A 24,126-nucleotide genomic window follows, 5' to 3' on the forward strand; every position below is an offset into this window, starting at 1 on the left:
CTGAACCGCCTATCCTACTTTACTGATTAGTGGACGTCTCGCCAGTACTCACGCTTGAGTAGGTAAGCAATCACACCAAAAATAAAGATAAAGATAAGTACTTTAGGTGCCAGGGCTTGCGCCTGCAGCTTGGAAGGCTCACCCACGTAGGCCAGGAAGTTGGTCAGGTCATATACCGCTTCCTCGAACTCGGCTGGCTCCATCGCCCCTGGCTGAGTCACTTGCAGCACATCACAAGACTGATACTTACCTGATAGCGGGTCGGGAGACTGTCCCGCCACCGGCTGATCGGTTTCGGCACACACCAATTCCTGAACGCCTTGGAGAGGCTCCAGCACGTTAGGCATCGCCACCAAATCGAACACGGTGTTATTCACACCAGTGGGACGACTCGGGTCTTTGTAAAAGCCCAACAGGTAGGAGTAGATCCAGTCGGTGCCACGTAGACGTGCTTCCAGCGTCAGGTCGGGCGGCGGAGCGCCAAACCAAGACTCTGCATCGCCACGATCCATCGCAATGTGCATCTGGTCGTTGAACGCCAAGTCTGAGGAGAAGATTAAGTTCTCTTCTACCAGATCCTGAGGGATACCCAGATCATCAGCCGCGCGCGCAAAGCGCTGGTACTCAAGCGAGTGACAGCCCATGCAGTAATTAACATAGAGCTTCATGCCATTTTGCAAAGACGCCTGATCCTGTAGGTCAGGCTCCATGCTGTGAGGCACACTTGCGCCACCAGCCGCCATCGCGGTTACCGGCACGATTGCGAAGAGCAGTGCTAATAGTTGCTTTTTCATTAGCCAGTCACCCTTTCCGGAACGGGTTTAGTCTTCTCCAGCTTGGTGTAGAGCGGCATCAGCAGGAAGAAGGCGAAGTAAATGGCTGTACACACTTGCGCCAAGATGGTGCGACCTGTTGTGGACGGCAGCACACCTAGAATACCAAGAATCACAAAGCTGATGCAGAACAGCAGCAGCATAACTTTGGACATCCAGCCTTTGTAGCGCATCGAGCGCACCGGGCTACGGTCGAGCCACGGCAGCACGAACAACACCGCGATGGCCGCACCCATGCAGACGACACCCAAGAACTTAGCGTCAAGACCAAACAGCGAGAAGGTAATCGCACGCAGAATGGCATAGAACGGCGTGAAGTACCAAACCGGTGCAATGTAGTCAGGCGTTTTCAGCGGGTTAGCCGGTTCAAAGTTCGGCCGCTCGATGAAGTAGCCCCCCCCTTCCGGGAAGTAGAACACCACGACACTGAAGACAAACAAGAACACCGCAATACCCACCAAGTCCTTCACGGTGTAGTACGGGTGGAAAGCGATGCCGTCGAGCGGCTTGCCGGTCTCGTCTTTCTTCTGCTTGATTTCGATACCATCAGGGTTGTTAGAACCCACTTCATGCAGAGCAATGATGTGAAGCACGACTAATGCCAAAATCACGATGGGCAACGCAACGACGTGAAGCGCAAAGAAACGGTTCAACGTGATGCCTGAAATTAGGAAATCACCGCGCACCCACTGCGCTAGATCAGGGCCAATACCCGGGATGGCCGAGAACAGCGAGATAATGACCTGCGCCCCCCAGTAAGACATCTGCCCCCATGGAAGCAGATAGCCCATGAAGGCTTCGGCCATCAGCAGAAGATAGATGGCCATACCAAAAATCCACACCAGCTCACGTGGCGCTTTGTAGGAACCATAAAGCAATCCGCGGAACATATGCAGATAGATGACCACGAAGAAGGCGGATGCCCCCGTCGTATGCATGTAGCGAATCAACCAGCCCCACTCGACATCACGCATGATGTACTCGACGGAGGCAAATGCACCTTCGGCAGAGGGGTTGAAACTCATGGTCAACCAAACGCCGGTCAGGATTTGGTTGACCAGCACCAGCAGCGCCAACACGCCAAATATATAGAAGAAGTTGAAGTTCTTCGGCGCGTAGTACTTCGTCAGATGGTCTTGCATCATTTGCGTGGCGGGGAATCGGTCGTCCACCCAGCGCATGATGCCACTCTCGGCCTTCGCCTTATTTGGATTAGCCATTAGGCACTCTCCTCATCTTCGCCGACCACGATGATGTCATCGCTTTCAAAGCGGTAGGGCGGCACTTCAAGGTTCGTCGGCGCAGGAACGTTGCTAAAGACGCGACCGGCCAAGTCAAAACGAGAGCCGTGGCATGGGCAGAAGAAACCACCCGGCCAGTTATCGACACCCACCCCTTCCGCATCCGGCTCAGGCCGATACAAGGGAGAACAGCCCAAATGGGTACAGATGCCGATCAAGACACCAATCTCAGGCTTGATCGAGCGCAGACCACCCTGGATATAGGCAGGCTGCTGTGGCACTTCGGACTCTGGATCCGCCAAGCTGTCAGCCCCTAGCGCTTCGGTCCGTTCGATCATCTCAGGCGTACGATTAATGATCCAAATCGGGCGACCACGCCACTCGACGGTCATACGCTGACCTGGCTCAAGCTTGGAAATATCCGCTTGAACCGGCGCGCCTGCCGCTCTTGCCTTGGCACTAGGCTGCCAAGATGCCACAAAGGGGACCGCAACCCCGACAGCGCCCACCGCCCCCACAACGGAGGTGGCGCCTACGAGGAAACGGCGCCGGCCTTTGTTTACGCCGTTATCTGCCATTTCTGGTTTCTCCCATCAGCTTACCCGTTCCGTCGCAAAGGCGTCTTGCGACGACGAATATCAAATACAGTCTATGTTAAAAAAACAAAGCGCTCTGCACAAGAACAACCGCCCCGGACCATGGTGGTACGAGCGTTATAATTTTTTGATATTCCAATAAAAAACGCCCAGGTCTTTGACCTGGGCGTGTTTGCCGCATAGCGTAAAATTAACGCTTGGAGAACTGCGGACGACGACGTGCTTTACGCAGACCGACTTTCTTACGCTCGACCTGACGAGCATCACGGGTGACATAACCCGCTGCGCGCAGCGTAGGACGCAAGTCCTCGTTGTAATCCATCAGGGCACGCGTGATGCCGTGACGAATAGCGCCAGCCTGTGAAGAGCCGCCGCCGCCTTCAACGGTAACGTAGACGTCGAACTGGTTTAGGGTTTCAGTCAGCTCTAACGGCTGACGAACAACCATGCGACCGGTAACACGACCGAAGTACTGGTCAAGCTCACGGTTGTTGACGGTAATTTTGCCGGAACCCGGCTTCAGGAACACACGAGCGGTGGAAGTCTTGCGGCGCCCGGTACCGTAATACTGCTGTGTCATGGCGAAGATTTCCTCAGATGTTCAGTTCAAGCGGCTGCTGGGCAGCATGCGGATGCTCGGCACCGGCGTACACTTTTAACTTGGAGTACATGGCGCGACCCAACGGACCTTTCGGCAGCATGCCTTTAACGGCAGACTCGATGATACGCTCGGGAGCGTGGTCGAGCATTTTGTCGAATGTCATGGAGCGCAGACCGCCCGGGTAACCTGTGTGGCGGTAGTAGGTTTTAGCCTTAGCCTTGTTACCGGTTACTTGGACTTTCTCTGCATTGATCACGACGATGTAGTCGCCGGTATCAACGTGAGGGGTAAATTCGGGCTTATGCTTGCCACGCAGGCGGCGAGCAATCTCGGTTGCCAGACGACCGAGCGTTTTGTCCGTAGCGTCGACAATGTACCAGTCGCGCTGGACGGACTGCGGCTTAGCACTGAACGTCTTCATGGATGAAATCACCAGATTAAGTGTGTTGGGTAACTCACACCGCCAAGCGGTGAAGCACCATCCCTATTTTTTTTGGTTGCGGGCAAATGCCAGCAACGTGTAGCGAGGCGGCATTCTACAGTAAGCATCCGCTCAAGTTAAGGGCTCTATGACTTTTTTTGCGTGCCACCACCCTAAGGCTTGTGCGCCAGCGCCAGATACTCGCGAGACTGCATCTCTTGCAATCGCGACAAGGTCCGCTGAAACTCGAACGTCAGCTTACCGTCGCTGTAAAGCGACTCCACCGGCACTTCCGCAGACATCAGCAGCTTCACGCCGCGATCATAGAATTCGTCCACCATGTTGATGAAACGCCGCGCTTGATCGTCCATCTTGCCATCCATCCGCGGCACATTGGCCACCAGAACGGTATGAAATTCGCGGGCCAGCTCGATATAGTCGTTTTGGCTGCGCGGGCCGTCACACAGTTCGGCAAACTCGAACCACACCACATCTTCATGCAGGCGACGCGTTTTGAGCACCCGGTGATTAACTTCCAGCGGTGCACCCTCCTCCCCAGGCTGACCGGCAATTTCTCGGAAGCTGCGCGCTAGCTCTTTCTCGGCCGCAGCGTCGAGAGGCGCATGGAAAATTTCAGCACGCTCCAGTGCCCGCAGACGATAGTCGATACCCGAATCGACGTTGACCACCTCGCAATGTCGATTTACCAATTCAATGGCAGGCACGAACCGCGCACGCTGCAGCCCATCCTTGTAAAGATCGTCCGGGACGATATTCGATGTCGCCACCAATACCACGCCGCGCTGGAAGAGCGCTTCCAGTAAGTTAGCGAGAATCATGGCGTCGGTAATATCTTTGACGAAAAACTCATCGAAGCAGATAACGCGTGCCTCGGCGGCAAATTTACCCGCGATGAGAGTGAGCGGGTTTTTCTCGCCTTTATAATGAGTTAGCTCATTATGAACCCGCTGCATGAACCGGTGAAAATGGGTGCGCATTTTTTCGGGAAACGGCAGCGCCTCATAAAAGGTATCGACCAAGTAGGTCTTACCACGCCCCACGCCTCCCCAGAAGTAGAGCCCTTTTACTTGGGGCAACGGCGGTTTGGCAGGCGCATGCTTCTTACCCAGCAAACCTGCCATTTTGGCTTTGATTCCTTTGCTGGCCACCACGGCCTTGGGCACCGTCGTTGGCGTCGCCAACAGCTCATCATAGAGCCGCTGGAGATGCTTGACCGCCTGCTCTTGGGCCGGGTCATACTGAAAATCGCTGCGCTTGAGATCGGCTTGATAGCGCTCAAGCGGCGTGGGGCGACGAGTGGAATCGGACGCCTGACGCTCAGACACTGATGGCATGAAGATGGTGCTCCCGCAACACTTGAGCCTGAGTGCGTGCCCGCCGCCTTAAAGCGCCAGACAACACGAGCTCAACAAAAATGAGGGCAATTATACGCCGCTTGAACGCTAAGCGCATGAGCGGATTGACCCAACCGACTGAGACGCGCCTATAATGGGGCGGTTTTTAAAGTCACGCCCTGTACACAGCGGCGCGCATTACTTAGGGAGAAGGACTGTGGAAGCAAGCTCGCCATTCACTTTTGCAATCATTGGCTTGGCCGTGGGATTCATCATTGGCCTTGGGTGCTATCGGCTTTTCAGCAAAGGTGCGCGAGACGTCGCTTCGCTCAAGCAGACGCTGCTTGAGCGTGAACACCAAATTGCCGATTTAAAGAAAGGGATGAACCATCACCTCACCGGCATTCAGCAGCGCCTGGAGAATATTCGCCATGAGGCGGACCAGCTAGAGCAGCAAGTAGAGAGCGAAGCCGCCCAATGGAAACTCACGAGCATCAAACCGTCCTCTCAGCCGACCGCCACCCCTGACGGCGACCAAAGCGTTGCCATGCCTCGGGACTACGCCGCTGGCAAAAACGGGACGCTATCGGAAGACTTTGGCCTCAAAGAGAACAGAGCCACAGATAATACCGCTGCCCAGCCGCCACGCTACTAAACGCGTGACGCTATCACCGCGTGCCAGGGCCCACCCTGTTGTGGCCCTGGTCAGCAACCTGCTCCCCACCCTCGGCTAGGCCGGATTATCGATATCGACGAAACGGTGTTCAACGCCAAACTCGCTGGCCAGCCATTCGCCCATGGCCTGAACACCGTAACGCTCGGTCGCGTGGTGTCCCGCTGCTAGATAGTGAATGCCCATTTCACGGGCCAAGTGGGTCGTTCGCTCAGAGATCTCGCCCGATATAAACACCTGGGCACCGGCCTCGTAGGCCGCCGTAATCATGTCTTGTGCCCCACCGGTGCACCAGGCAATCCGCTCGATGGGCTCACGGCTTGGCGCCTCGACGACGAGCGGCTCGCGTTCGAGGATAACGCCAACTTGCTGCGCCAACGCTGACACACTCTGTGGCGTCACCAGCCGTCCCGACCAGAGCAGCCCTTCACCCAACTCTCCGTCTAGACATCCCTCGACTTTCCAACCCAAGCGCTTGGCCAACTGCGCATTATTCCCCATCTCCGCATGGGCATCTAGCGGCAAATGGTAAGCCAACAAGCTGATATCATTGGCCAACAACGTTTTGATTCGACGCTGCTTCATGCCCGTGATGGGGACAGGCTCGTTCTTCCAGAAATAGCCATGGTGCACGAGCACCATGTCGGCCTGCCATGCCACGGCTTCTTCCAGTAACGCTTGGCAAGCCGTCACTCCTGTCATGACCCGACGCACCTGCTCACGCCCCTCGACCTGAAGGCCGTTGACCGTAAAATCTTTGAATTGAGTGGCGCGTAACTGGTGGTCGCAGGCAGCGACTAACTGATCACGGTGATTCACGCTCTCTCCTTCTTGCAATTAAACCAGCCCCCGTGAGGCACAGCGGCATTCGGTGTTACCATAGCGCCATTGTAAGACTCGCTTTACGTTATCGCGAACCTCGCGACCGTTTAGACTGCCACACGCTGAGGAACTTTCGCATGCACCGCTTCGTGCTGCCTTATTTATGGCCCATTTTGACCGGGCTTCTGCTTGCGGCCGTGGTGCTGCTCGCCTTTCCCGAGCAGCTGCCCAACCCATTCCGTCAAACGCCCCCGGTAACGGAGGAGGCTCCCACCGCCTTCGAATCCCCCCCTGCACTGGTCCCAACGACCAGCAGCGAACCCAGTGCAAATCGTCCGGCGCCGGATATCAAACAAGCAGCTCCGCTTTCCCGGCAGCAAGGCCCTGCTAGCTACTCCAACGCCGTCAATCAAGCCGCCCCTGCGGTGGTGAACATCTACTCATCTCGAATCGTCGAGCGCGACCAGCACCCGCTGATGTCCGATCCCTTCTTCAACCAATTTTTCAGCGGTGACGATGCCACGACCCACCAGCGCATGCTGTCGAGCCTGGGGTCTGGCGTCATCGTCAGCAACGACGGCTACGTATTGACCAACCATCATGTGATCAACGGCGCCGACCAAATACAGGTCGCGCTTCGCGACGGGCGTGAAACCCTCGCGGAAGTCATCGGCACCGATCCAGAAAGCGATCTGGCAGTGCTCCGGATTGACCTAGACGACTTACCGGTCATTGAGCTTGCCGACTCAGAAGAGGTCGCGGTGGGCGATGTGGCGCTGGCCATTGGCAACCCCTTTGGCGTTGGCCAAACCGTTACCATGGGTATTATCAGCGCCACCGGGCGCAGCCACCTGGGATTGAATGCTTACGAAGACTTCATTCAGACCGACGCCGCCATTAACCCCGGTAACTCAGGCGGCGCGCTGGTCAACCCAGACGGCGCATTGGTGGGAATCAATACGGCGATCTTCTCTCGCTCCGGCGGCTCCCAGGGGATTGGTTTCGCGATTCCTGCCAATCTCGCGCACAGCATTTTGGACGAGCTGGTCACCCGCGGACGGGTCATTCGAGGGTGGCTGGGCATCGAAGCCCAGGCTCTTTCAAGGGAGCTGGCCGCATCGTTTGGATTACGGACGCCGCAGGGAGTCATCGTCGCAGGCGTCGTGAGCGGCGGCCCTGCCGCCCAGGCAGGCTTGCAGCCAGGTGACGTACTGCTCTCCATCGACGGACAAGTCATCTTGGATGCCCGAGCGACCATGAGCGATATCGCTTCGATCCCGCCCGGTACGTCGCTACCGCTGACGATTGTCCGCGGCGGCGAACGCATGGAAATGACGCTGGAGGTAGGCGAGCGCCCCGTACCGACCAACGCTACGTCAGCCGATCGGCAGAGCGGCTCTTGAGCCGCCCTGCCGGGGCGTTCTTACTGCCTATCAGTCGCGGATACGATACTCCGCCGAGCGCGCATGGGCAGTAAGATACTCCCCGCGCGCCAGCACGGAAGCCACTTTACCCAGCTCGGAGGCGCCCTCTGGAGAGCAATGGATGATGGAAGAGCGTTTTTGAAAATCGTACACACCTAGCGGCGAGGAGAAGCGCGCCGTGCCGGACGTCGGCAGGACATGGTTCGGGCCTGCACAGTAATCTCCCAGCGCTTCCGACGTGTGGCGACCCATGAAGATCGCGCCCGCATGGCGGATATCGTCTAGCCATGCCTCAGGCTCTGCGACCGATAATTCAAGATGCTCTGGCGCAATGCGATTGATCATCTCGATCGCTTCAGCCTGATCGTGACACAGAATCAGCGCGCCGCGGCGGTTCAGCGAGGCGCGGGCAATCTCTTCGCGCTCTAGCGTTGGCAGCAACCGCTCGATGGAAGCCGCCACAGCGTCCAAATGCGCGGCGTCCCAGCTCACTAAAATCGCTTGCGCGTCTTCGTCATGCTCGGCTTGGGAGAAGAGGTCCATAGCGATCCAATCCGGATCGGTTTGCCCATCCGACACCACCATGATTTCGGAAGGCCCGGCAATCATATCGATACCCACCTGACCGAACACGGCTCGCTTGGCCGTGGCGACGTAGATATTGCCTGGGCCCACGATTTTATCGACGCGAGGAACACTTTGCGTGCCGTAGGCCAGCGCAGCGACGGCTTGAGCGCCACCAATGGTGAACACGTAGTCCACGCCCGCCAGATGCGCTGCCGCCAGCACCAGATCATTCAGCACACCATCCGGCGTGGGCACCACCATGACGATTTCACGCACGCCCGCTACGTGGGCAGGAATCGCATTCATCAACACCGAGGACGGATAGGCCGCTTTGCCACCCGGCACATAAATACCGGCCCGATCGAGCGGGGTGACTTTCTGGCCGAGTACCGTCCCGTCAGCCTCTTCGTACTGCCAAGAGGTCGGTTTCTGCCGCTCATGGTAGCGCTTGATGCGCTCGGCGGCCGTGGCCAACGCCTCTCGCTGGGCCTCTGGCAAACCGTCGTACGCTTTTTTCAACTGCTCGGGGGAGAGACACAGTTGATCCATGGACGCGACCGACAGACGGTCAAAGCGGTTCGTGGCGTCGATGACGGCCTGATCACCGCGCTGCTTGACGTCTGCCAAGATCTCTTCAACACGAGCCTGGACCGCTTTATCAGACACGCCCTCCCAATCCAGCAGCGCATTGAGGCGCTGGTGGAAGGCCGCGTCACGGGTCGAGAGGCGGGCAATAGTGGCTGTGGTTGTATCGCTCATGATGAACCTCGTGTCATTCGATAGGCTGCGTCTGACGCTTTTTCACGGCACTTTCCAGGCGCGCTAGCAGCGGCTTGATGCGGTCGTGCTTCATGGTCATGGCCGCTTTATTGACCACCAAACGCGTGCTGATATGGGCGATGAGTTCTCGGGGCTCCATGCCGTTAGCGCGAAGCGTATTGCCAGTGTCGACGATATCGACGATCTCATCGGCCAAGTTCATGAGCGGAGCCAGCTCCATCGCTCCGTAGAGCTTGATGACCTCTGCCTGAATCCCCTGCTCGGCGTAGTAGCGACGCGCGACGTTGACGAACTTAGTGGCCACACGGCGGCGCGCTTTGGCAGGCGGCTGCCCGGTCACGCCTGCCGTCATCAGCTTGCATCGAGCAATGTCCAGATCGAGCGGCTCGTAAAGACCTTCCGCGCCGTGCTCCAACAGCACGTCTTTACCGGCGATACCCACATCTGCCGCGCCTAACTGTACGTAGGTGGGCACGTCGGTGGCGCGAATGATCACCAGCTTGACATCGGGCAAGTTGGTATCGAACAGCAACTTGCGGCTTTTGCTCAAGTCTTCGGCGGGCGTAATGCCCGCATCTGCCAGCAAGGGCAGCGTTTCATCCAAAATACGCCCTTTGGAAAGGGCCAAAATCAGTTGCTTACTCATGGTCTAAGGCCAGTGTTGTCCGCGTGGCTTAGCCGGGAATACGGCGAATCTTCGCCCCCAGCAGCTGTAATTTTTCCTCGATACACTCGTAGCCACGATCAATATGGTAGATACGATCGACCAGCGTCTCCCCTTCGGCCATCATGGCCGCAATGACCAGCGATGCGGAAGCACGAAGGTCCGTGGCCATGACCGGAGCGCCAGAAAGCTTATCAACGCCCTTGATCAACGCAGCATTACCCTCTAGTACGATGTTCGCGCCCATACGGTTCAGCTCTTGCACGTGCATGAAGCGGTTTTCGAAGATCGTCTCAACGACTCGTGAGTGTCCTTCGGCAACAGCGTTCATGGCGACGAACTGCGCCTGCATGTCAGTGGGGAACGCGGGGTAAGGCGCCGTGCGGATATTGACCGCTTTAGGGCGTTTGCCGTGCATGTCCAGCGAAATCCAATCGTCACCGCTGTCGATATCGGCGCCCGCCTCTTCCAGCTTGGCGAGCACCGCTTCCAAAATATCGGCCCGCGTGCGCTTTACTTTCACTCGCCCACCTGTCATAGCGGCGGCCACCAAGAAGGTGCCCGTCTCGATACGGTCGGGCATGACATCGTGCTCACAGCCGTGCAGTGAGGCGACGCCATCGATGACGATGGTGTCTGTTCCGTGACCACGGATCTTCGCGCCCATCTTGATCAGGCACTCGGCCAGATCGACGACCTCAGGCTCACGGGCGGCGTTTTCGAGAATGGTACGCCCCTCTGCCAACGTTGCAGCCATCAGCAGGTTTTCCGTACCGGTCACGGTCACAGTGTCGAAAAAGATCGTCGCACCTTTCAAGCGACCGTCGACACGGGCACGAATGTAGCCCGACTCGACATGAATCTCCGCGCCCATGGCCTCCAGACCACGCAGGTGAAGGTCCACGGGGCGAGAGCCGATGGCGCAGCCGCCTGGCAGCGAGACATCCGCCTTGCCAAAGTGAGCCAACAGCGGGCCGAGCACCAGAATGGAAGCGCGCATTTTCTTCACGAGCTCGTAGGGTGCATGACACTGGGTCACCTGAGAACCATCCAACTGGATGCTCATCTTCTCGCCCATCACCGGCTCGACGCCCATCCGCCCGAGCAGCTCTAGCGTGGTGGTAATATCCTGCAAATGCGGCAAATTACCGATGACCACCGGACCATCTGCCAATAGGCTCGCACACAAAATGGGAAGCGCCGCATTTTTTGCGCCGCTTGCCCACACTTCGCCATCGACCGAGCCATTGCCCGTAATAATGAGTTTATCCATGGAGCGGCCGTTACTGAGCGTTTTCCGCCGCAGTTTGCCACTGCGTCGGAGTAAACGTTTTGATACTGATAGCGTGCAGTGCGCCCGACGCGATCTCTTCGCTGAGCGCGGCGTAAACGAGCTGCTGACGCTTCACTGGAGAAAGACCTTCAAAGGCTTCACCAACCGCAATCACCTGAAAATTGCAGCCTTCACCCTGGATGTGGAACTCACACCCATCGATGCGGGATTCAAGCAGTGCTTTTACCTCGTTGGGTTGCATGAGACAGGAAACTCCTTTGGGGTCGTTGAAATGGTAAGCAATAGGGAGACATGATAAAGAAAAGCAGCTCACTTGGCGATGCTGAGCCACGCCGCCAATGAAGAGAGCAGCCGTAGGCTGCTCTTGGGGTTGCGCATATCAGGCAGAGACGTCTCGAGCGGTCAGTGCGTCCAGCTCTGCCAGAGACGCCAACCGCTGCAGTGGCGGCGACAATACGATGGACCGCACCGTGATCTGAAGCGCTTGGCAAGCACGCAGCCACTCGAACAGAACGCTAAGCGCCACGCTGCTTGCTTTGCTGATTTGCGCAAAATCCAAACGCACTGATGAACGCTCGAATTCACGCAGCCACTGAACGCCCCGAGCGGCCACGTCGGCGGCGGCACTCATGACCAAATCGCCCGCGACCAGCAGCGTATCGTCCTGCACGGACAGCGTCACCTCTGAGCGAGAGAGGAGCGATGTCACGCGTCGCCTCCCTGCTCCAGCTCATCGACGCCGATTTCGGGTGCCCAACCGCGGATGACCGCATCGTAGTCACGGTTATTGTCACGCATGGCCTGATCGAACTGGTTGCGGAAGGTCAGCCCCAGATTGATGCCGTTGACGATCACGTTCACCACGCGCCACTGGCCATCAGACAGACGCAGGCTGTAGCTCACCGGATACACTTGACCATTGCTCGCCACGATTTCCATATCCACACTGGCTTGATCGTCATAGCGTTGTCCGCGCTGCTCGCTCAATACGCGCAGCTCATCATAATCAAACGTCACCAAACCACGGGTGTACGTGTCGATGAGCGTTTGACGAAACACGGTGGCAAACTGACTCCGCTGTTCCGGCGTTGCGTTGCGGAAATAGCTCCCCATCACACTGGCACCGATATAGCGAAAATCTGCTACGTCATCGAGACTCTCGTTCACCAGCGCCTTCAGTTCATCCAGGTTGTTGGCGTAATACTCCTTCTTGCCATCGATTTGACTCATGAAGGATTCGATGTTGTCACGAATCATCTCTTCGGGAGATTGGGTTTGCGCCTGAGCCAGCAGCGGTGCCAGCATGAGCAGAGCGGCCAACGCAACGCGCTGAACGAAAGCAAAATAAACGTTGAACATCATCTCGACCTCTTGAATGAAGATAACGGATGGCAGCTAGTTGCTGACCATATTGGATACGAATTGCTGAATAAGTTCTTCCAACACCAGTGCGGACTGGGTATCGCGGATGACGTCACCCTCCTCCAGCACCTCTGGCGCACCGCCAACGCTGAGCCCTATGTACTGCTCTCCCAGCAGGCCGGCCGTCAAAATGGCGGCGGTGGTATCTTGGGAAAGCTGACCCTCCAGCTCACTATCCAGGCTGAGGATGACGCGCGCGTCGTACCACTCCGTATCCAGCTCGATGGCCTCTACCCGGCCTACCGTAACGCCTGCCATGGTGACCCGTGCGCGCGGCTTCAAACCGCCGATGTTGGCAAAATTGGCCTCCAGGCGAAACGTGTCGGAGGGCGCCGATAGCGTCAAACCGCTGACACGCAGGCCAAGAAACACTAGCCCAACGATGCCGGCCAACATAAAGAGACCAACGCCAAACTCTACGGTTTTGCTGCGTTTCATGAGACTACTCCACCCTTAAAGGCCGCCGAACATGACGGCGGTTAAAACGAAATCCAGCCCGAGCACGGCCAGCGAGGAGTACACCACCGTGCGTGTGGTGGCGCGGGAAACCCCCTCCGAGGTCGGCACTAGGTCATATCCTTGAAACACGGCAATCCAGGTCACGACGAGGGCAAAGACCACGCTTTTGATCATGCCGTTACCGATGTCATCGAAAAACGACACGCTGGCTTGCATGTTGCTCCAGTACGAGCCTTCGAAAACGCCCAGCCACTCGACGCCCACCAAGTAGCCGCCCCAAATACCCACAACGCTAAAACCGACGGTCAGAATGGGCAGCGCGACGAAGCCCGCCCAAAGCCTGGGAGCCACAACACGCCGCAGCGGGTCGACACCAATCATTTCCATACTGGTGAGCTGCTCGGTGGCTTTCATCAAGCCAATTTCGGCGGTCAAGGCAGACCCTGCCCGTCCAGCAAAGAGCAGCGCCGCAACCACTGGAGCAAGTTCACGCAGCAGTGAGAGGGCGACCATTTGGCCCAATGCCTCCTCAGCACCGAAATCCACCAAAATGGTATACCCCTGCAGCGCCAGCACCATGCCAATGAAAAGCCCCGACACCAACACGATGGCCAGCGACAAGACGCCCACGAAGTGCATTTGGCGTAGCCAAAGCGACCATCCCTCCCGCGACGGCACCCCTACGGCCGACTGCACTAGAAACACCGTGGCGCGTCCTAGCGCTTCGACCACGTCGCACCCTTTGCGCCCCAGGCGGGTCACTCGCGCCGCGTAGTGAGAAAATTTGGACTGCATCTACCCTGCCTTTATTGCTAAATCGTGGCCGAGGATATCCCGATAGAGCGTCTCTGCGGGATAGTGAAACGGTACCGGGCCATCTGGTTCGCCGTGCATGAACTGGCTGACCCGAGGGTCCTGATTCGTCTCCAGCGTGCTTGGGGAGCCGTGAGCCACCACCTGCCCATCGGCGATCAAGTAGAGGTAATCCGCGATACTCAACGTCTCTTTGATATCGTGAGAGACCACTACCGATGTCAGCGACAGCGCCTGATTGAGCCGCTTGATCAACTGCACCAGCACGCCCATGGAAATGGGGTCCTGGCCGACGAACGGCTCGTCGTAAAGAATCAGTTCGGGGTCCAGCGCTACGGCACGCGCTAGCGCTACCCGACGCGCCATCCCTCCAGACAGTTCGGCAGGCGTTAAGTGCCTCGCGCCCCGCAGTCCTACCGCTTGGAGTTTTAGTAGCACCAGGTCGCGAATCATCGCGTCTGGCAAATCCGTATGAACACGTAGCGGAAAGGCCACGTTTTCGAAAACGTCCAGATCCGAAAACAGGGCCCCGCTTTGAAACAGCATGCCCATGCGCTTGCGCAGTGCGAACAGCGCTTTACGTGACAGCCGGTGTACATCCTGCCCATCGATCAAGATCCGACCACGATCGGGCGTCAGCTGGCCACCGATGAGCTTCAAGAGTGTCGTTTTACCCGTACCGCTTGGCCCCATGATGGCCGTTACTTGACCGCGAGGGATGGTCATACTCACACCGCGAAAGATCTCGCTTTCACCGCGAGAAAAGTAGACGTCTTCGACCTGTATGAAGGGAACATCCGTCATGTGCTGATTGACCTTCATCGTTGATGCCAGAACGCGTCAGTATAAACCGACAAGTCACGGGGCAGTTTAAAAAACAGTGTTTTCGAAATATTATCGAACATCGTATCTTAACGCTACTCTCAGTAACAGCGGCGCAAATGATTACTACGCCAACCTTTTTTACGGCGTATGCATCGCCACGGGGCTGGTGAGTTTGCCACGCTTTAGCTAAATAGCGCCGCAAGATGTTATTCTTACTTGCTACCTATTCACTTTATGAAAACGAGACATGCCATGGGCCAGCCACTCTCTACACCCAGCCAACTGCGTGAAAGTGCGCTGCGAACGCTGCAAATTGAGCAAGCGGCCATCGGCGGCCTTCAGGCCAAACTGGACGAACAGTTCGATCACGCCTGCCAGCTCATCCTCGCCTGTCAAGGCCGGGTGGTCGTCACCGGCATGGGCAAGTCAGGACACATCGCGGGCAAACTTGCTGCGACGCTGGCGAGTACCGGCACGCCCGCCTTTTTCGTACACCCAGGTGAAGCCAGTCACGGCGACTTGGGCATGATTACCCGTACCGATGTAGTACTCGCGCTCTCCAACTCCGGCGAAACCGCCGAAGTGACGGCGCTCCTACCACTTCTTAAAAGGCTTGGCACCCCGCTGGTCAGCATGACCGGGCGCCCAGGCTCTACCCTTGCCCGCCACGCCGATGCCCATTTAGACAGCGGCGTGGAACGCGAGGCGTGCCCACTGGACCTCGCGCCTACTAGCTCAACCACGGCGGCACTGGCTCTTGGCGACGCTCTGGCCGTTGCCCTACTCGAAGCACGCGGCTTTACCGCCGAGGATTTTGCGCTGTCCCATCCGGGTGGCAGTCTGGGTAAGCGCCTGCTGTTGCGGGTGCGTGACCTAATGCACGATGGCTCAAGGCTTCCCCAGGTCGCTTTGGGAAGCCCGCTACGCGATGCACTATTGGAGATCACGCGCCAAGGGCTGGGGTTCACTTGCGTCATCGACAGCGAAGGCCGTTTGGCGGGCGTCTATACCGATGGCGACCTTCGGCGCACATTAGATCAATTTCATGACCTGCGCGACGTGCGCGTCGACGATGTCATGACGCGCCCAGGCAAACGTATCGGCCCTGACGTACTGGCTGCCGAGGCCGTTCGTATTATGGAAGATAGCCGGATAACCGCGCTCGCTGTCGTCGACGAGCAGCAGCGCCCCATCGGCGCGCTACATATGCACGATCTGCTAGCCAGCGGTGTGATTTAACTGCGTGATAACGCTTTTCGCCATGGATGTTAAGGAGGCTATATGGCCCTACCCGATGCACTACTCGACCGACTTCGCCGTGTAAAACTCCTCGCGCTAGACGTAGATGGCGTCTTGACGGATGGCCGCCTCTACTTTCAGGCGGACGGCATCGAAATCAAAGCGTTTCACACCCAAGACGGGCATGGTTTGAAACTGCTCAAGCGGGTCGGCATTCACGTGGCACTGATTACCGGACGCGATTCGCCCATGGTCAGCCAGCGCGCGGCGGCGCTCGGCATTAGCCACGTTCACCAAGGCTGCGAAGATAAGCTCACGACGCTTCGCGCGCTTTGCCAACGACTGGATATCACCCTCGAGCAGGTGGCCTACTGCGGTGATGACCTGCCTGACCTCGCTCCCATCAAGCGCTGCGGCGTCGGCATCACGGTCCCCAATGCGCCTGATTACATGCACACCCATGCCGATTGGATCACGGAACGGCTAGGCGGCCACGGCGCGGTACGTGAAATTTGCGATACGCTGCTCACTTCGCAAGGGCACTGGGATGCCGTGCTCGACACGTATCTTCACAGGCACTCGTGATGGGTCTCAGAGTCAGAAAACGGGTGTGGATCACGGCGATGGTCGTGGCCCTGGGCGGACTGCTGGTCTGGCTGGACCCGCGCGGCCCGCAAGAGGGTGAGATCGATCAGGAGGCCCGTGCCCAGGAGCCTGGGCATGTGTTGGAGAACGCCGAAATTACCCTGTTTGGCGAGACAGGCGCTATCCAGCAGTCGCTGGTCACGCCTCGACTGGTCCATACGCCTCAAACGGCCATGACCGATGTCATGTCGCCGCGCGCGACGCTGTTCGACAGCGAACAGCGGGAGTGGCTGGCCACGGCAGACACCGGCACCTTGAATACCGATTCCCAGGCCCTGACGCTAAGAGGGTCTGCCCGGCTACTGGCTCCCGAAGAGGGCTGGCAGCTCGACACGCAGCAATTAAACTACGATGGCGTGACGCGCCATGCCTGGAGCGATACGCCCGTGCTGTTGCAGCAGCCGCCGCAGCGCATGGAAGCCTCCCGCATGGACGTTTGGCTCGATGACAGCCAAGTCCGCCTGACCAATAACGTGCGCGGCGTCCACCCGCCTGCCACTCGTAACCCTGAGGAGTCGCGATGAACGCCTCTCTCCGCACTGCACTCTTTGCGTTAACCCTACCCCTCGCCACGGCGGCCATGGCACAAAGCCAAGCCCCCATCGAGGTCGAAGCCGACCGCCTGGACCTCGACCAGCGCGCTGGCACCGCTGTTTACTCAGGCAACGTGGACATTCGCCAGGGCGAGATGCAACTGCGCGGCGAACGCGTCGAAATTCAGCGCAACGACTCAGGCGAGCTGTCACGCGCCATTGCCACGGGTGAGCGCGCCTACCTGCGCAATCAGCTCGAAGATCAAGAAACCCCCATGGAGGGCTGGGCGCGTCGTATCGTTTACCATGTCGCCGAACGCCGTGTAGAGCTGATCGACCAAGCCGAACTGACACAGCAAGGCGACCGTTTCCAAGGGGGGCGTTTGGAGTACTTCATCGACCAGGAAGTGGTGCAAGCACGCTCCGACGTGAGCGGTAGCGACAACCAGCGCATTCGCATGACTCTTCAGCCCGAACAATAGGGAGCGGCCACGTGGCAGCATCAACCTCTGCAGATTCCGCACCTGTCAAAACGCTCTACGCCCATCACCTAGCGAAGAGCTACAAACGCCGTCGGGTCGTGAAAGATATCAACCTGGAAATCGCTCAGGGTAGCGTCGTCGGCCTGCTGGGGCCCAACGGGGCGGGTAAAACCACGTCGTTTTACATGATCGTTGGACTGGTCAAATCCGATGCCGGTAGCGTCGGTATCGACGACGTCGACCTGACCCATGCGCCCATGCACGAGCGCGCCATGGCCGGGATTGGCTACCTTCCCCAGGAAGCCTCCATTTTCCGCAAGCTCTCGGTGGCCGATAACATCATGGCGATTCTCGAGACGCGCAAAGCGCTGGACCGCAGCGCTCGGGAAGCACGCCTCGAGTCACTGCTCGAAGATTTCCATATTACCCACATTCGCGACAACCTGGGCATGAGCCTCTCAGGGGGCGAGCGCCGCCGAGTGGAGATCGCTCGCTCACTCGCTACCGAGCCCGCATTCATTCTGCTCGACGAGCCGTTTGCCGGGGTCGACCCTATTTCAGTGGGTGAAATCAAAACCATCATTCGCGCACTGAAAAAACGCCACATCGGCGTCTTGATCACTGACCATAACGTGCGCGAAACCCTGGATATTTGTGACATTGCCTACATCGTTGGCGACGGCCATATCATCGCCAGTGGAAACGCCCAGGAGATCCTCAATAACCAGAAGGTTCGTGATGTCTATCTAGGCGCAGACTTCCGCCTCTAAACTCTGGCCTGACCAAACTTTTCTTTTAGTGGCATGCTTATTGCACTTGCACAGAGTCATAACTCGCTCTAGGGTGGAGCTTTCTGATTAACGAGTGGTTCTCAGATGGTCATGAAAGCTTCTCTCCAATTGCGTATCGGCACACAGCTGACCATGACACCTCAGCTGCAGCAGGCCATTGCCCTGCTACAGCTCTCCACGCTGGACCTCCGTCAAGAAATTCAGCTAGCGCTGGACGCTAACCCCATGCTCGAACAAGAGGATGAGTTTGGCGAACAGGCTGTTAGCGAGCCTCAAGAGACCGAGTGGTCGGACAGCATTCCCAACGAACTCTCCGTAGACAGCGACTGGTCGGACACCTACCAAGACATGGGCAGCTTGGGCGGTAGCAGCGAAGGACCCGACTTCGAGCGCCAAGCAGCAGGCCAAAGCCTTCATGGCCATCTGTTATGGCAATTGGCCATGACTGACTTCTCTCCCCGCGACTATGCCATTGCCGAAAGCCTGATCGATGCACTGGATGCCAACGGCTATCTCACTCAACCGCTCAACGACATCCGCGAAGGCCTCAAGGCGCAAGGCCACGACAGCCTGAGCCAGCGTGAAGTAGAAAACACCCTGTTGCGCTTACAACAGTTCGAGCCCACCGGCGTGTTTGCCCGCGACCTGCGCGAGTGCCTGATGCTTCAGCTGGCCGCGCTGCCTGAAGACACCCCGCTATTGATGCCCGCAAAACGCTTGGTGCGTCAGTTTCTCGAAGCGTTGGGCAAAGACGATTTACGGCTACTCAAGCGCCGCCTGAGCCTGGATGACGAGCAGTTGGACGACGTCATCCGTTTAATTCGCAGCCTTGACCCACGCCCAGGCAGCGCCTACGGCGTGACCGACGACAGCTATATTACGCCCGATTTGGTCGTGCGCCATGACAACGAGGGCTGGCACTTAGAGCTCAACCCGGAGGCGCTGCCGCGCCTGCGTATCCAGCCCGATTACGCCAGTTTGATCAAACGTGCCGACAAGAGCCAAGACAACCAGTTCTTGAAAGAGCACCTCCAAGAAGCTCGCTGGCTGATCAAAAGCCTTTCCAGCCGTAATGACACGCTTCTGCGAGTAGGTCGTGAAATCATCGCCCGCCAGATCGGCTTTCTAGAGCACGGCGAAGAGGCCATGAAACCGCTGATCCTGGCCGACATCGCCGAGGCCGTGGAGATGCACGAGTCCACGATCTCCCGTGTGACGACGCAGAAATTCATACATACGCCACGAGGCGTGTTCGAGTTGAAGTACTTCTTCTCGAGCCAAGTCAGCAGCCACGATGGCGGCGATAGCCACTCCAGCACCGCCATTCGTGCACGGATCAAAAAACTGATACAAGAGGAGCCGTCGGGTAAACCGCTCTCCGATAGTCGCCTGGTGACCCTCCTTGAGGAGGGAGGCATCAGCGTTGCCCGGCGTACGGTAGCGAAATATCGCGAGTCAATGGGTATTCCCTCGTCCAGTGAGCGCCGCCGTTTACGTTAGTTAAACGGTAGGGCATGACAAACTCGACGCAGGGGCTTTGCAATAGCGCAAAAAGGGTTACAATCGAAGTACAGCCCGATGGATAAGGAGCACGTCAATGCAAGTAAACATCACTGGTCATCACGTTGAACTGACTGACGCCTTGCGTGACTACGTTAACGAAAAGCTGGAACGCGTCGAACGCCACTACGACAACATCACCACGGTGCAAGTGACCTTATCTGTCGAGAAGGAACGCCAGCAGGCAGCCTGTACGCTGCATGCCGCCGGTGCCGACCTTCATGCCGAAGCCCTCGATAACGATATGTATGCCGCTATCGATGCGCTCGCAGACAAAATCGATCGTCAACTCGTTAAACACAAGGAAAAAGCACAAGCTCGCGCCCAGGGCGCAGGCGTGCGTTAACTCAATGACGTTGGAAACCATCCTCCCCCCGGAGCGCGTGCTCTACGACGTGCCCGGGGGCAGCAAAAAACGGGTGCTGGAGTTTTTCAGCACCTTCATCGCCCAAAACACACCCAGCCTCGATAGCCAAGAAGTGTTTAGCCGCCTGATTGGACGCGAGCGTCTCGGCAGCACGGGAATTGGCAACGGCGTTGCCATCCCCCACGCACGCAGCCCGCACTGTAGCTCGCCCATCGCTGGCTTTTTGAAACTTGCCGAGCCGGTCGATTTCGATGCCATCGATGGCGATCCCGTCGATCTAGTGTTCGTGTTGCTCGTACCCGAAGAGGCGGACGACACGCATCTCGCTCTGCTTGGGCAAGTCGCGACGATCATGAACGATGCGAATACCCGTCAACAGCTACGCAAAGCCAGCAGTCAAAAAGAGCTATTGACCCTGATGACGGCCAAGATACGCGAACAGGCCGCGTAAGATACTCACACGTCCATCACTGTTTATTTCCTACGCTCATACGCCAAGAGAGACGCTATGCAACTGGTGATCATTAGCGGCCGTTCGGGGTCCGGTAAATCTATCGCCTTACAAGCGCTGGAGGATCTTGGCTATTATGCGATCGATAACTTACCTGCCATGCTGCTGGGCTCGCTGATCGATGAGCTGCGCGCTCAAGGAGAACGCACTCGTATTGCCGTTAGCATCGATGCGCGCAACCTCCCCATCGCGCTGGAGCGTCTGCCAGCGCTGTTGGAAGAGCTACGCCAGCGAGACATTCGTTTTCAGGTGATCTATCTAACCACGGACGCACGCATTCTGCTGGAGCGCTACTCCGCCACTCGTCGTCGCCACCCCCTCACTCGCGACAGCGAAATGACGCTGGAAGAGGCGATCAACAAAGAGGAGGAGACGCTACATGAAATACGCGATCTCGCCGATTTATTGATCGATACGTCTCGGCTCTCCGTCCACGATTTGCGCCGCCGCATTACCGATCAAGTGGCCCACCAGCGCCAGCATCAGCTCACGCTCACCTTTGAGTCCTTCGGCTATAAACGCGGCGTTCCGCTGGATGCGGATTTGGTCTTCGACGTACGCTGTCTGCCCAACCCATACTGGGACCCTACCCTTCGGCAATATACTGGCCGCGATGCCAATATCGTCGCTTTCTTGAGCGGTTACCCGGTAGTGGAAGCCATGGCCAGCGATATTCAGGCTTGGCTGGAGAAGTGGTTACCGGCCTACCAAAACAGCCAACGTAGCTACATGACCGTAGCTATCGGCTGCACGGGCGGCCAGCACCGCTCCGTCTACATGGTGGAGCAGCTCGCCCAGCGGCTCGTTAAGCAGACCGGAGAAGTGCAGTTGAGACATCGCGAACTGGGGCTGCAGTACACGCTGAGCGAAGAGCCCGTGGCGCCAAGCCCCACCACCGCGACCACCCGTACGCCCTAAGCCTTTTTATTCAAAGACCCACTCGGCAAAAAGGAACCAGAGTGCCCGAAAGAACGTTAACCCTTACCAACCAGCGCGGCCTCCATGCCCGCGCGGCCACCAAATTGGTTCAGTGTGGCCAGCAGTTTTCTGCCAGCATCCACGTATACAAGCAGCAGCAAAAAGCCGATGCCGCTAATATCATGTCGCTGCTGATGCTCGCGGCGCCCTGCGGCACCGAGCTCACTGTAGCTGCGGAAGGGGAAGACGCCGAACAAGCGCTCGATGCCATCGAAGCGCTGTTCGACGCGCGGTTTGACGAAGACCAGTAACCGACTCCGCGTCAACGATTAGCTGCCAGCGACGGTCATCGCATCCACAAGCCAACTACCCGTGTGAATGCTGCCACGGGTATCCGTGTCATCGCCCACAGCGCTTAGTCCTGCAAACATCTTGTTCAGGTTACCGGCGATCGTGAACTCCTCGATTGGGTACTGAACCTCACCGTTTTCGATCCAAAAACCCGCCGCGCCTCGCGAGTAATCACCGGTCACCCCATTCACCCCCTGGCCCATGAGTTCGGTGACCCAGATACCGCGCCCCATCTGTTTCAAGAGCTCGGCACGCGGTGTCAAAGGAGCCAGCAAGCGTAGGTTACGTGCGCCGCCTGCATTGCCTGTCGAGTGCATGCCTAAACGCCGTGCGCTGTAGGCAGAGAGCATGTAGCTGGCGACCTGCCCCTGATCGATGAAACGATTATTGCGGGTTTGCACCCCCTCGGCATCGAATGGCGAACTCGCCGTCGCCCCCACTTCCATGGGTCGCTCTTCCAATCCAAACCACTCGGGAAAAAGCGGTGTCCCCAGGCGGTCGCATAGAAAGGAGGCTTCGCGGTAAAGCGCTCCGCCTGCCAAAGCACCCATAAGATGACCGATCAGGCCGCTGGCCAGCGTCGGGTCGAACAGCACCGGAAAGGTACCGGTCGGCGGTCGACGCGCGCCCAGTCGCCGTAGCGTACGCGCTGCGGCCTCTTGCCCCACGTCCTCTGGCTGGCGTAAATGGAGCGGATTCCGTGCCGCCGTGTAGTCATAATCACGCTGCATGCCTTGGTCATCCTGAGCGATCAGCATGCAGGAGAGCGAGTGATTGCTGCCTTTCTGAGTCCCCAGAAAGCCGTGGCTATTGGCATAAACGCGCACGCCCTCGCCACTTGAAAGCGATGCCCCTTCCGACTGATGGATCCCCTCGACGCGGCGACCTGCCTGCTCACAGCGCAGCGCCAAATCGATGGCCTCCTCCGTCGAGAGCGCCCAAGGGTGATGCACTTTCAAATCGGGCAGATCGGTGGCCATTAACGCTGCCTCTGCCAGACCGGCGGCGGGGTCTTCGCCCGTATAGCGGGCAATCGCCAGTGCCTTTTCTACCGTGGCACGAATCGAGGCGCTGCTGGCATCGGTAGAAGACGCACTTCCCTTCCGTTTGCCCACGTAAAGCGTCACCGCAATGCCTTGATCCCGAGATAGTTCAACGGTTTCCACCTCGCCCAAACGAACGCTGACACCCATGCCCTGGTCAACGCTGGCGCCCACTTCGGCGGCATCTGCTCCTAGCTGCTTTGCCAGGGCAAGCGCTTCCTCAGCGCGCTGTGTCAGCAGTGCCTGCTGCGCCGATGCATCAAATGCCTGTGCCATTTGGCCTCCTTTTCGCCTGAATCGCGTTGGCGAATCAATGTTGTGGTCGCAGCCTGATATAATGCTGCAAACGAATCTAATCAGTGAGTTCTTATATGCCCAAGCAACGCCCCGAGCCAATCGACATCGACGAACAGGAAGAGCGTCCCAGTAAATCGCAGCTAAAGCGTGAGATGCATGCTTTGCAGGCGCTAGGCGAAACGCTGATTGCCATGAACCCTGCCGAGCGCGCCCGTTTCCCCCTGTCGGACGACATGCTGCGTGCCATCGATGAAACCGCCCGCATCCGCTCGCATGAGGGCCGCCGCCGTCATATGCAATACGTTGGCAAGCTCATCCGCAAAGAGGATCTAACGGCCATCCAGGGCGTGTTCGATGCCATCGAGCAGGAAAAAGAGCAGCGCGACCATGCGTTTCATCGCCTCGAGAAGTGGCGGGATCGCATGGTCGACGAGGGCGATGACGCCGTCGATCTGTTCATGGCCGATTACCCCAATGCGGATCGACAAGCGCTGCGCCAACTCGTGCGCAACGCCCGCAAAGAGCGCGAGCAGGGCAAGCCACCCACCAGCTCGCGCAAGCTGTTCAAGCACCTGCGCGAGACACTAGCGCTTTAACAG

General features: G+C 57.9%; 30 protein-coding genes. 13 read left to right on the forward strand and 17 right to left on the reverse strand.

Annotation, left to right across the window (positions count from 1 at the left end):
* Nucleotides 1-26: 26 nt before the first annotated feature.
* The 6 genes from QIT27_RS07830 to zapE all read right to left on the reverse strand — a co-directional run bounded on the left by QIT27_RS07830 (nucleotide 27) and on the right by zapE (nucleotide 5,047).
* Nucleotides 27-794, reverse strand: a complete 768-nt coding sequence (locus tag QIT27_RS07830) for a cytochrome c1 (protein ID WP_285263403.1) — start codon at nucleotides 792-794, stop codon at nucleotides 27-29.
* Complete coding sequence (locus QIT27_RS07835) at nucleotides 794-2,053, reverse strand: cytochrome b (RefSeq protein WP_213261909.1); 1,260 nt, start codon at nucleotides 2,051-2,053, stop codon at nucleotides 794-796. The genes QIT27_RS07830 and QIT27_RS07835 overlap by 1 nt, the downstream gene beginning before the upstream one ends.
* Nucleotides 2,053-2,652 (reverse strand): ubiquinol-cytochrome c reductase iron-sulfur subunit, encoded by a 600-nt coding sequence (petA, locus tag QIT27_RS07840; protein ID WP_044629967.1) that lies wholly within the window; start codon nucleotides 2,650-2,652, stop codon nucleotides 2,053-2,055. The genes QIT27_RS07835 and petA overlap by 1 nt, the downstream gene beginning before the upstream one ends.
* A 208-nt stretch (nucleotides 2,653-2,860) precedes the next feature.
* Nucleotides 2,861-3,250 (reverse strand): 30S ribosomal protein S9, encoded by a 390-nt coding sequence (gene rpsI, locus QIT27_RS07845; protein ID WP_139527179.1) that lies wholly within the window; start codon nucleotides 3,248-3,250, stop codon nucleotides 2,861-2,863.
* Nucleotides 3,251-3,263: 13 nt separating this feature from the next.
* Nucleotides 3,264-3,692 carry a 50S ribosomal protein L13 gene (rplM, locus tag QIT27_RS07850; RefSeq protein ID WP_044629965.1) on the reverse strand — a complete coding sequence of 143 codons (429 nt, stop codon included), beginning with the start codon at nucleotides 3,690-3,692 and terminating at the stop codon, nucleotides 3,264-3,266.
* A gap of 173 nt (nucleotides 3,693-3,865) precedes the next feature.
* A complete protein-coding gene (zapE, locus tag QIT27_RS07855; protein ID WP_253015976.1) occupies nucleotides 3,866-5,047 on the reverse strand; it encodes a cell division protein ZapE in 1,182 nt (393 codons plus the stop codon).
* A gap of 217 nt (nucleotides 5,048-5,264) precedes the next feature.
* Between zapE and QIT27_RS07860 the strand changes: the two genes are divergently transcribed.
* A complete protein-coding gene (locus QIT27_RS07860) occupies nucleotides 5,265-5,702 on the forward strand; it encodes a ZapG family protein (RefSeq protein WP_285263404.1) in 438 nt (145 codons plus the stop codon).
* Nucleotides 5,703-5,777: 75 nt separating this feature from the next.
* On the opposite strand, the gene QIT27_RS07865 is transcribed toward QIT27_RS07860, so the two are convergent.
* The gene (locus tag QIT27_RS07865; protein ID WP_285263405.1) at nucleotides 5,778-6,539 is read right to left on the reverse strand and encodes a Nif3-like dinuclear metal center hexameric protein; all 762 of its coding nucleotides are present in this window, start codon (nucleotides 6,537-6,539) and stop codon (nucleotides 5,778-5,780) included.
* A 140-nt stretch (nucleotides 6,540-6,679) separates the two neighbouring features.
* Between QIT27_RS07865 and QIT27_RS07870 the strand changes: the two genes are divergently transcribed.
* The gene (locus QIT27_RS07870; RefSeq protein WP_253015972.1) at nucleotides 6,680-7,945 is read left to right on the forward strand and encodes a S1C family serine protease; all 1,266 of its coding nucleotides are present in this window, start codon (nucleotides 6,680-6,682) and stop codon (nucleotides 7,943-7,945) included.
* Between the two features lie 30 nt (nucleotides 7,946-7,975).
* On the opposite strand, the gene hisD is transcribed toward QIT27_RS07870, so the two are convergent.
* From hisD to QIT27_RS07915, 9 genes are all read right to left on the reverse strand, one after another.
* Entirely contained in the window at nucleotides 7,976-9,292 is a 1,317-nt protein-coding gene (hisD, locus tag QIT27_RS07875) for a histidinol dehydrogenase (protein ID WP_285263406.1), read from the reverse strand.
* 13 nt (nucleotides 9,293-9,305) lie between these two features.
* Entirely contained in the window at nucleotides 9,306-9,959 is a 654-nt protein-coding gene (gene hisG / locus QIT27_RS07880; RefSeq protein ID WP_159342563.1) for an ATP phosphoribosyltransferase, read from the reverse strand.
* Nucleotides 9,960-9,987: 28 nt separating this feature from the next.
* Nucleotides 9,988-11,250 (reverse strand): UDP-N-acetylglucosamine 1-carboxyvinyltransferase, encoded by a 1,263-nt coding sequence (murA, locus tag QIT27_RS07885; protein ID WP_159342564.1) that lies wholly within the window; start codon nucleotides 11,248-11,250, stop codon nucleotides 9,988-9,990.
* Between the two features lie 10 nt (nucleotides 11,251-11,260).
* Nucleotides 11,261-11,512, reverse strand: coding sequence for a BolA family protein (locus tag QIT27_RS07890; protein ID WP_044629957.1), 252 nt, complete (start codon nucleotides 11,510-11,512; stop codon nucleotides 11,261-11,263).
* A 138-nt stretch (nucleotides 11,513-11,650) separates the two neighbouring features.
* The gene (locus tag QIT27_RS07895) at nucleotides 11,651-11,980 is read right to left on the reverse strand and encodes an STAS domain-containing protein (RefSeq protein WP_159342565.1); all 330 of its coding nucleotides are present in this window, start codon (nucleotides 11,978-11,980) and stop codon (nucleotides 11,651-11,653) included.
* A complete protein-coding gene (locus tag QIT27_RS07900) occupies nucleotides 11,977-12,576 on the reverse strand; it encodes an MlaC/ttg2D family ABC transporter substrate-binding protein (RefSeq protein WP_285263550.1) in 600 nt (199 codons plus the stop codon). The genes QIT27_RS07895 and QIT27_RS07900 overlap by 4 nt, the downstream gene beginning before the upstream one ends.
* Nucleotides 12,577-12,666: 90 nt before the next feature.
* Nucleotides 12,667-13,131, reverse strand: a complete 465-nt coding sequence (gene mlaD / locus QIT27_RS07905; RefSeq protein ID WP_159342566.1) for an outer membrane lipid asymmetry maintenance protein MlaD — start codon at nucleotides 13,129-13,131, stop codon at nucleotides 12,667-12,669.
* Nucleotides 13,132-13,146: 15 nt separating this feature from the next.
* Nucleotides 13,147-13,947, reverse strand: coding sequence for a lipid asymmetry maintenance ABC transporter permease subunit MlaE (mlaE, locus tag QIT27_RS07910; protein WP_285263407.1), 801 nt, complete (start codon nucleotides 13,945-13,947; stop codon nucleotides 13,147-13,149).
* Nucleotides 13,948-14,769 carry an ATP-binding cassette domain-containing protein gene (locus tag QIT27_RS07915; RefSeq protein ID WP_159342568.1) on the reverse strand — a complete coding sequence of 274 codons (822 nt, stop codon included), beginning with the start codon at nucleotides 14,767-14,769 and terminating at the stop codon, nucleotides 13,948-13,950. It abuts the gene before it with no gap.
* A 273-nt stretch (nucleotides 14,770-15,042) separates the two neighbouring features.
* Here QIT27_RS07915 and QIT27_RS07920 point away from each other — a divergent pair, with 273 nt between their 5' ends.
* The 10 genes from QIT27_RS07920 to QIT27_RS07965 all read left to right on the forward strand — a co-directional run bounded on the left by QIT27_RS07920 (nucleotide 15,043) and on the right by QIT27_RS07965 (nucleotide 22,147).
* Nucleotides 15,043-16,029: a KpsF/GutQ family sugar-phosphate isomerase gene (locus QIT27_RS07920; protein ID WP_159342569.1), complete on the forward strand. Its 987-nt coding sequence runs from the start codon at nucleotides 15,043-15,045 to the stop codon at nucleotides 16,027-16,029.
* A gap of 42 nt (nucleotides 16,030-16,071) precedes the next feature.
* The gene (locus tag QIT27_RS07925; protein ID WP_159342570.1) at nucleotides 16,072-16,614 is read left to right on the forward strand and encodes a KdsC family phosphatase; all 543 of its coding nucleotides are present in this window, start codon (nucleotides 16,072-16,074) and stop codon (nucleotides 16,612-16,614) included.
* Nucleotides 16,614-17,198 carry an LPS export ABC transporter periplasmic protein LptC gene (gene lptC / locus QIT27_RS07930; RefSeq protein ID WP_159342571.1) on the forward strand — a complete coding sequence of 195 codons (585 nt, stop codon included), beginning with the start codon at nucleotides 16,614-16,616 and terminating at the stop codon, nucleotides 17,196-17,198. Before QIT27_RS07925 ends, lptC begins: the two co-directional genes overlap by 1 nt.
* Entirely contained in the window at nucleotides 17,195-17,689 is a 495-nt protein-coding gene (gene lptA / locus QIT27_RS07935) for a lipopolysaccharide transport periplasmic protein LptA (protein WP_285263408.1), read from the forward strand. Before lptC ends, lptA begins: the two co-directional genes overlap by 4 nt.
* A gap of 11 nt (nucleotides 17,690-17,700) precedes the next feature.
* A complete protein-coding gene (gene lptB, locus QIT27_RS07940) occupies nucleotides 17,701-18,459 on the forward strand; it encodes an LPS export ABC transporter ATP-binding protein (protein WP_159342573.1) in 759 nt (252 codons plus the stop codon).
* Nucleotides 18,460-18,564: 105 nt separating this feature from the next.
* Nucleotides 18,565-19,980, forward strand: a complete 1,416-nt coding sequence (locus tag QIT27_RS07945; RefSeq protein WP_285263409.1) for an RNA polymerase factor sigma-54 — start codon at nucleotides 18,565-18,567, stop codon at nucleotides 19,978-19,980.
* Nucleotides 19,981-20,077: 97 nt separating this feature from the next.
* Nucleotides 20,078-20,386: a ribosome hibernation-promoting factor, HPF/YfiA family gene (hpf, locus tag QIT27_RS07950; protein ID WP_027335376.1), complete on the forward strand. Its 309-nt coding sequence runs from the start codon at nucleotides 20,078-20,080 to the stop codon at nucleotides 20,384-20,386.
* 4 nt (nucleotides 20,387-20,390) lie between these two features.
* Nucleotides 20,391-20,858, forward strand: a complete 468-nt coding sequence (gene ptsN, locus QIT27_RS07955; protein WP_253015958.1) for a PTS IIA-like nitrogen regulatory protein PtsN — start codon at nucleotides 20,391-20,393, stop codon at nucleotides 20,856-20,858.
* A gap of 57 nt (nucleotides 20,859-20,915) precedes the next feature.
* The gene (rapZ, locus tag QIT27_RS07960) at nucleotides 20,916-21,836 is read left to right on the forward strand and encodes an RNase adapter RapZ (RefSeq protein ID WP_159342575.1); all 921 of its coding nucleotides are present in this window, start codon (nucleotides 20,916-20,918) and stop codon (nucleotides 21,834-21,836) included.
* A 41-nt stretch (nucleotides 21,837-21,877) separates the two neighbouring features.
* A complete protein-coding gene (locus tag QIT27_RS07965) occupies nucleotides 21,878-22,147 on the forward strand; it encodes an HPr family phosphocarrier protein (RefSeq protein WP_159342576.1) in 270 nt (89 codons plus the stop codon).
* 18 nt (nucleotides 22,148-22,165) lie between these two features.
* Here the strand turns inward: QIT27_RS07965 and pmbA are convergent, their stop codons facing one another.
* Nucleotides 22,166-23,506: a metalloprotease PmbA gene (gene pmbA / locus QIT27_RS07970; protein ID WP_159342577.1), complete on the reverse strand. Its 1,341-nt coding sequence runs from the start codon at nucleotides 23,504-23,506 to the stop codon at nucleotides 22,166-22,168.
* Nucleotides 23,507-23,601: 95 nt separating this feature from the next.
* Between pmbA and yjgA the strand changes: the two genes are divergently transcribed.
* Complete coding sequence (gene yjgA / locus QIT27_RS07975; RefSeq protein WP_159342578.1) at nucleotides 23,602-24,123, forward strand: ribosome biogenesis factor YjgA; 522 nt, start codon at nucleotides 23,602-23,604, stop codon at nucleotides 24,121-24,123.
* Nucleotides 24,124-24,126: the final 3 nt, after the last annotated feature.

It is taken from the genome of Halomonas sp. LC1 (genome assembly GCF_030247125.1).
GTDB lineage: Bacteria > Pseudomonadota > Gammaproteobacteria > Pseudomonadales > Halomonadaceae > Vreelandella.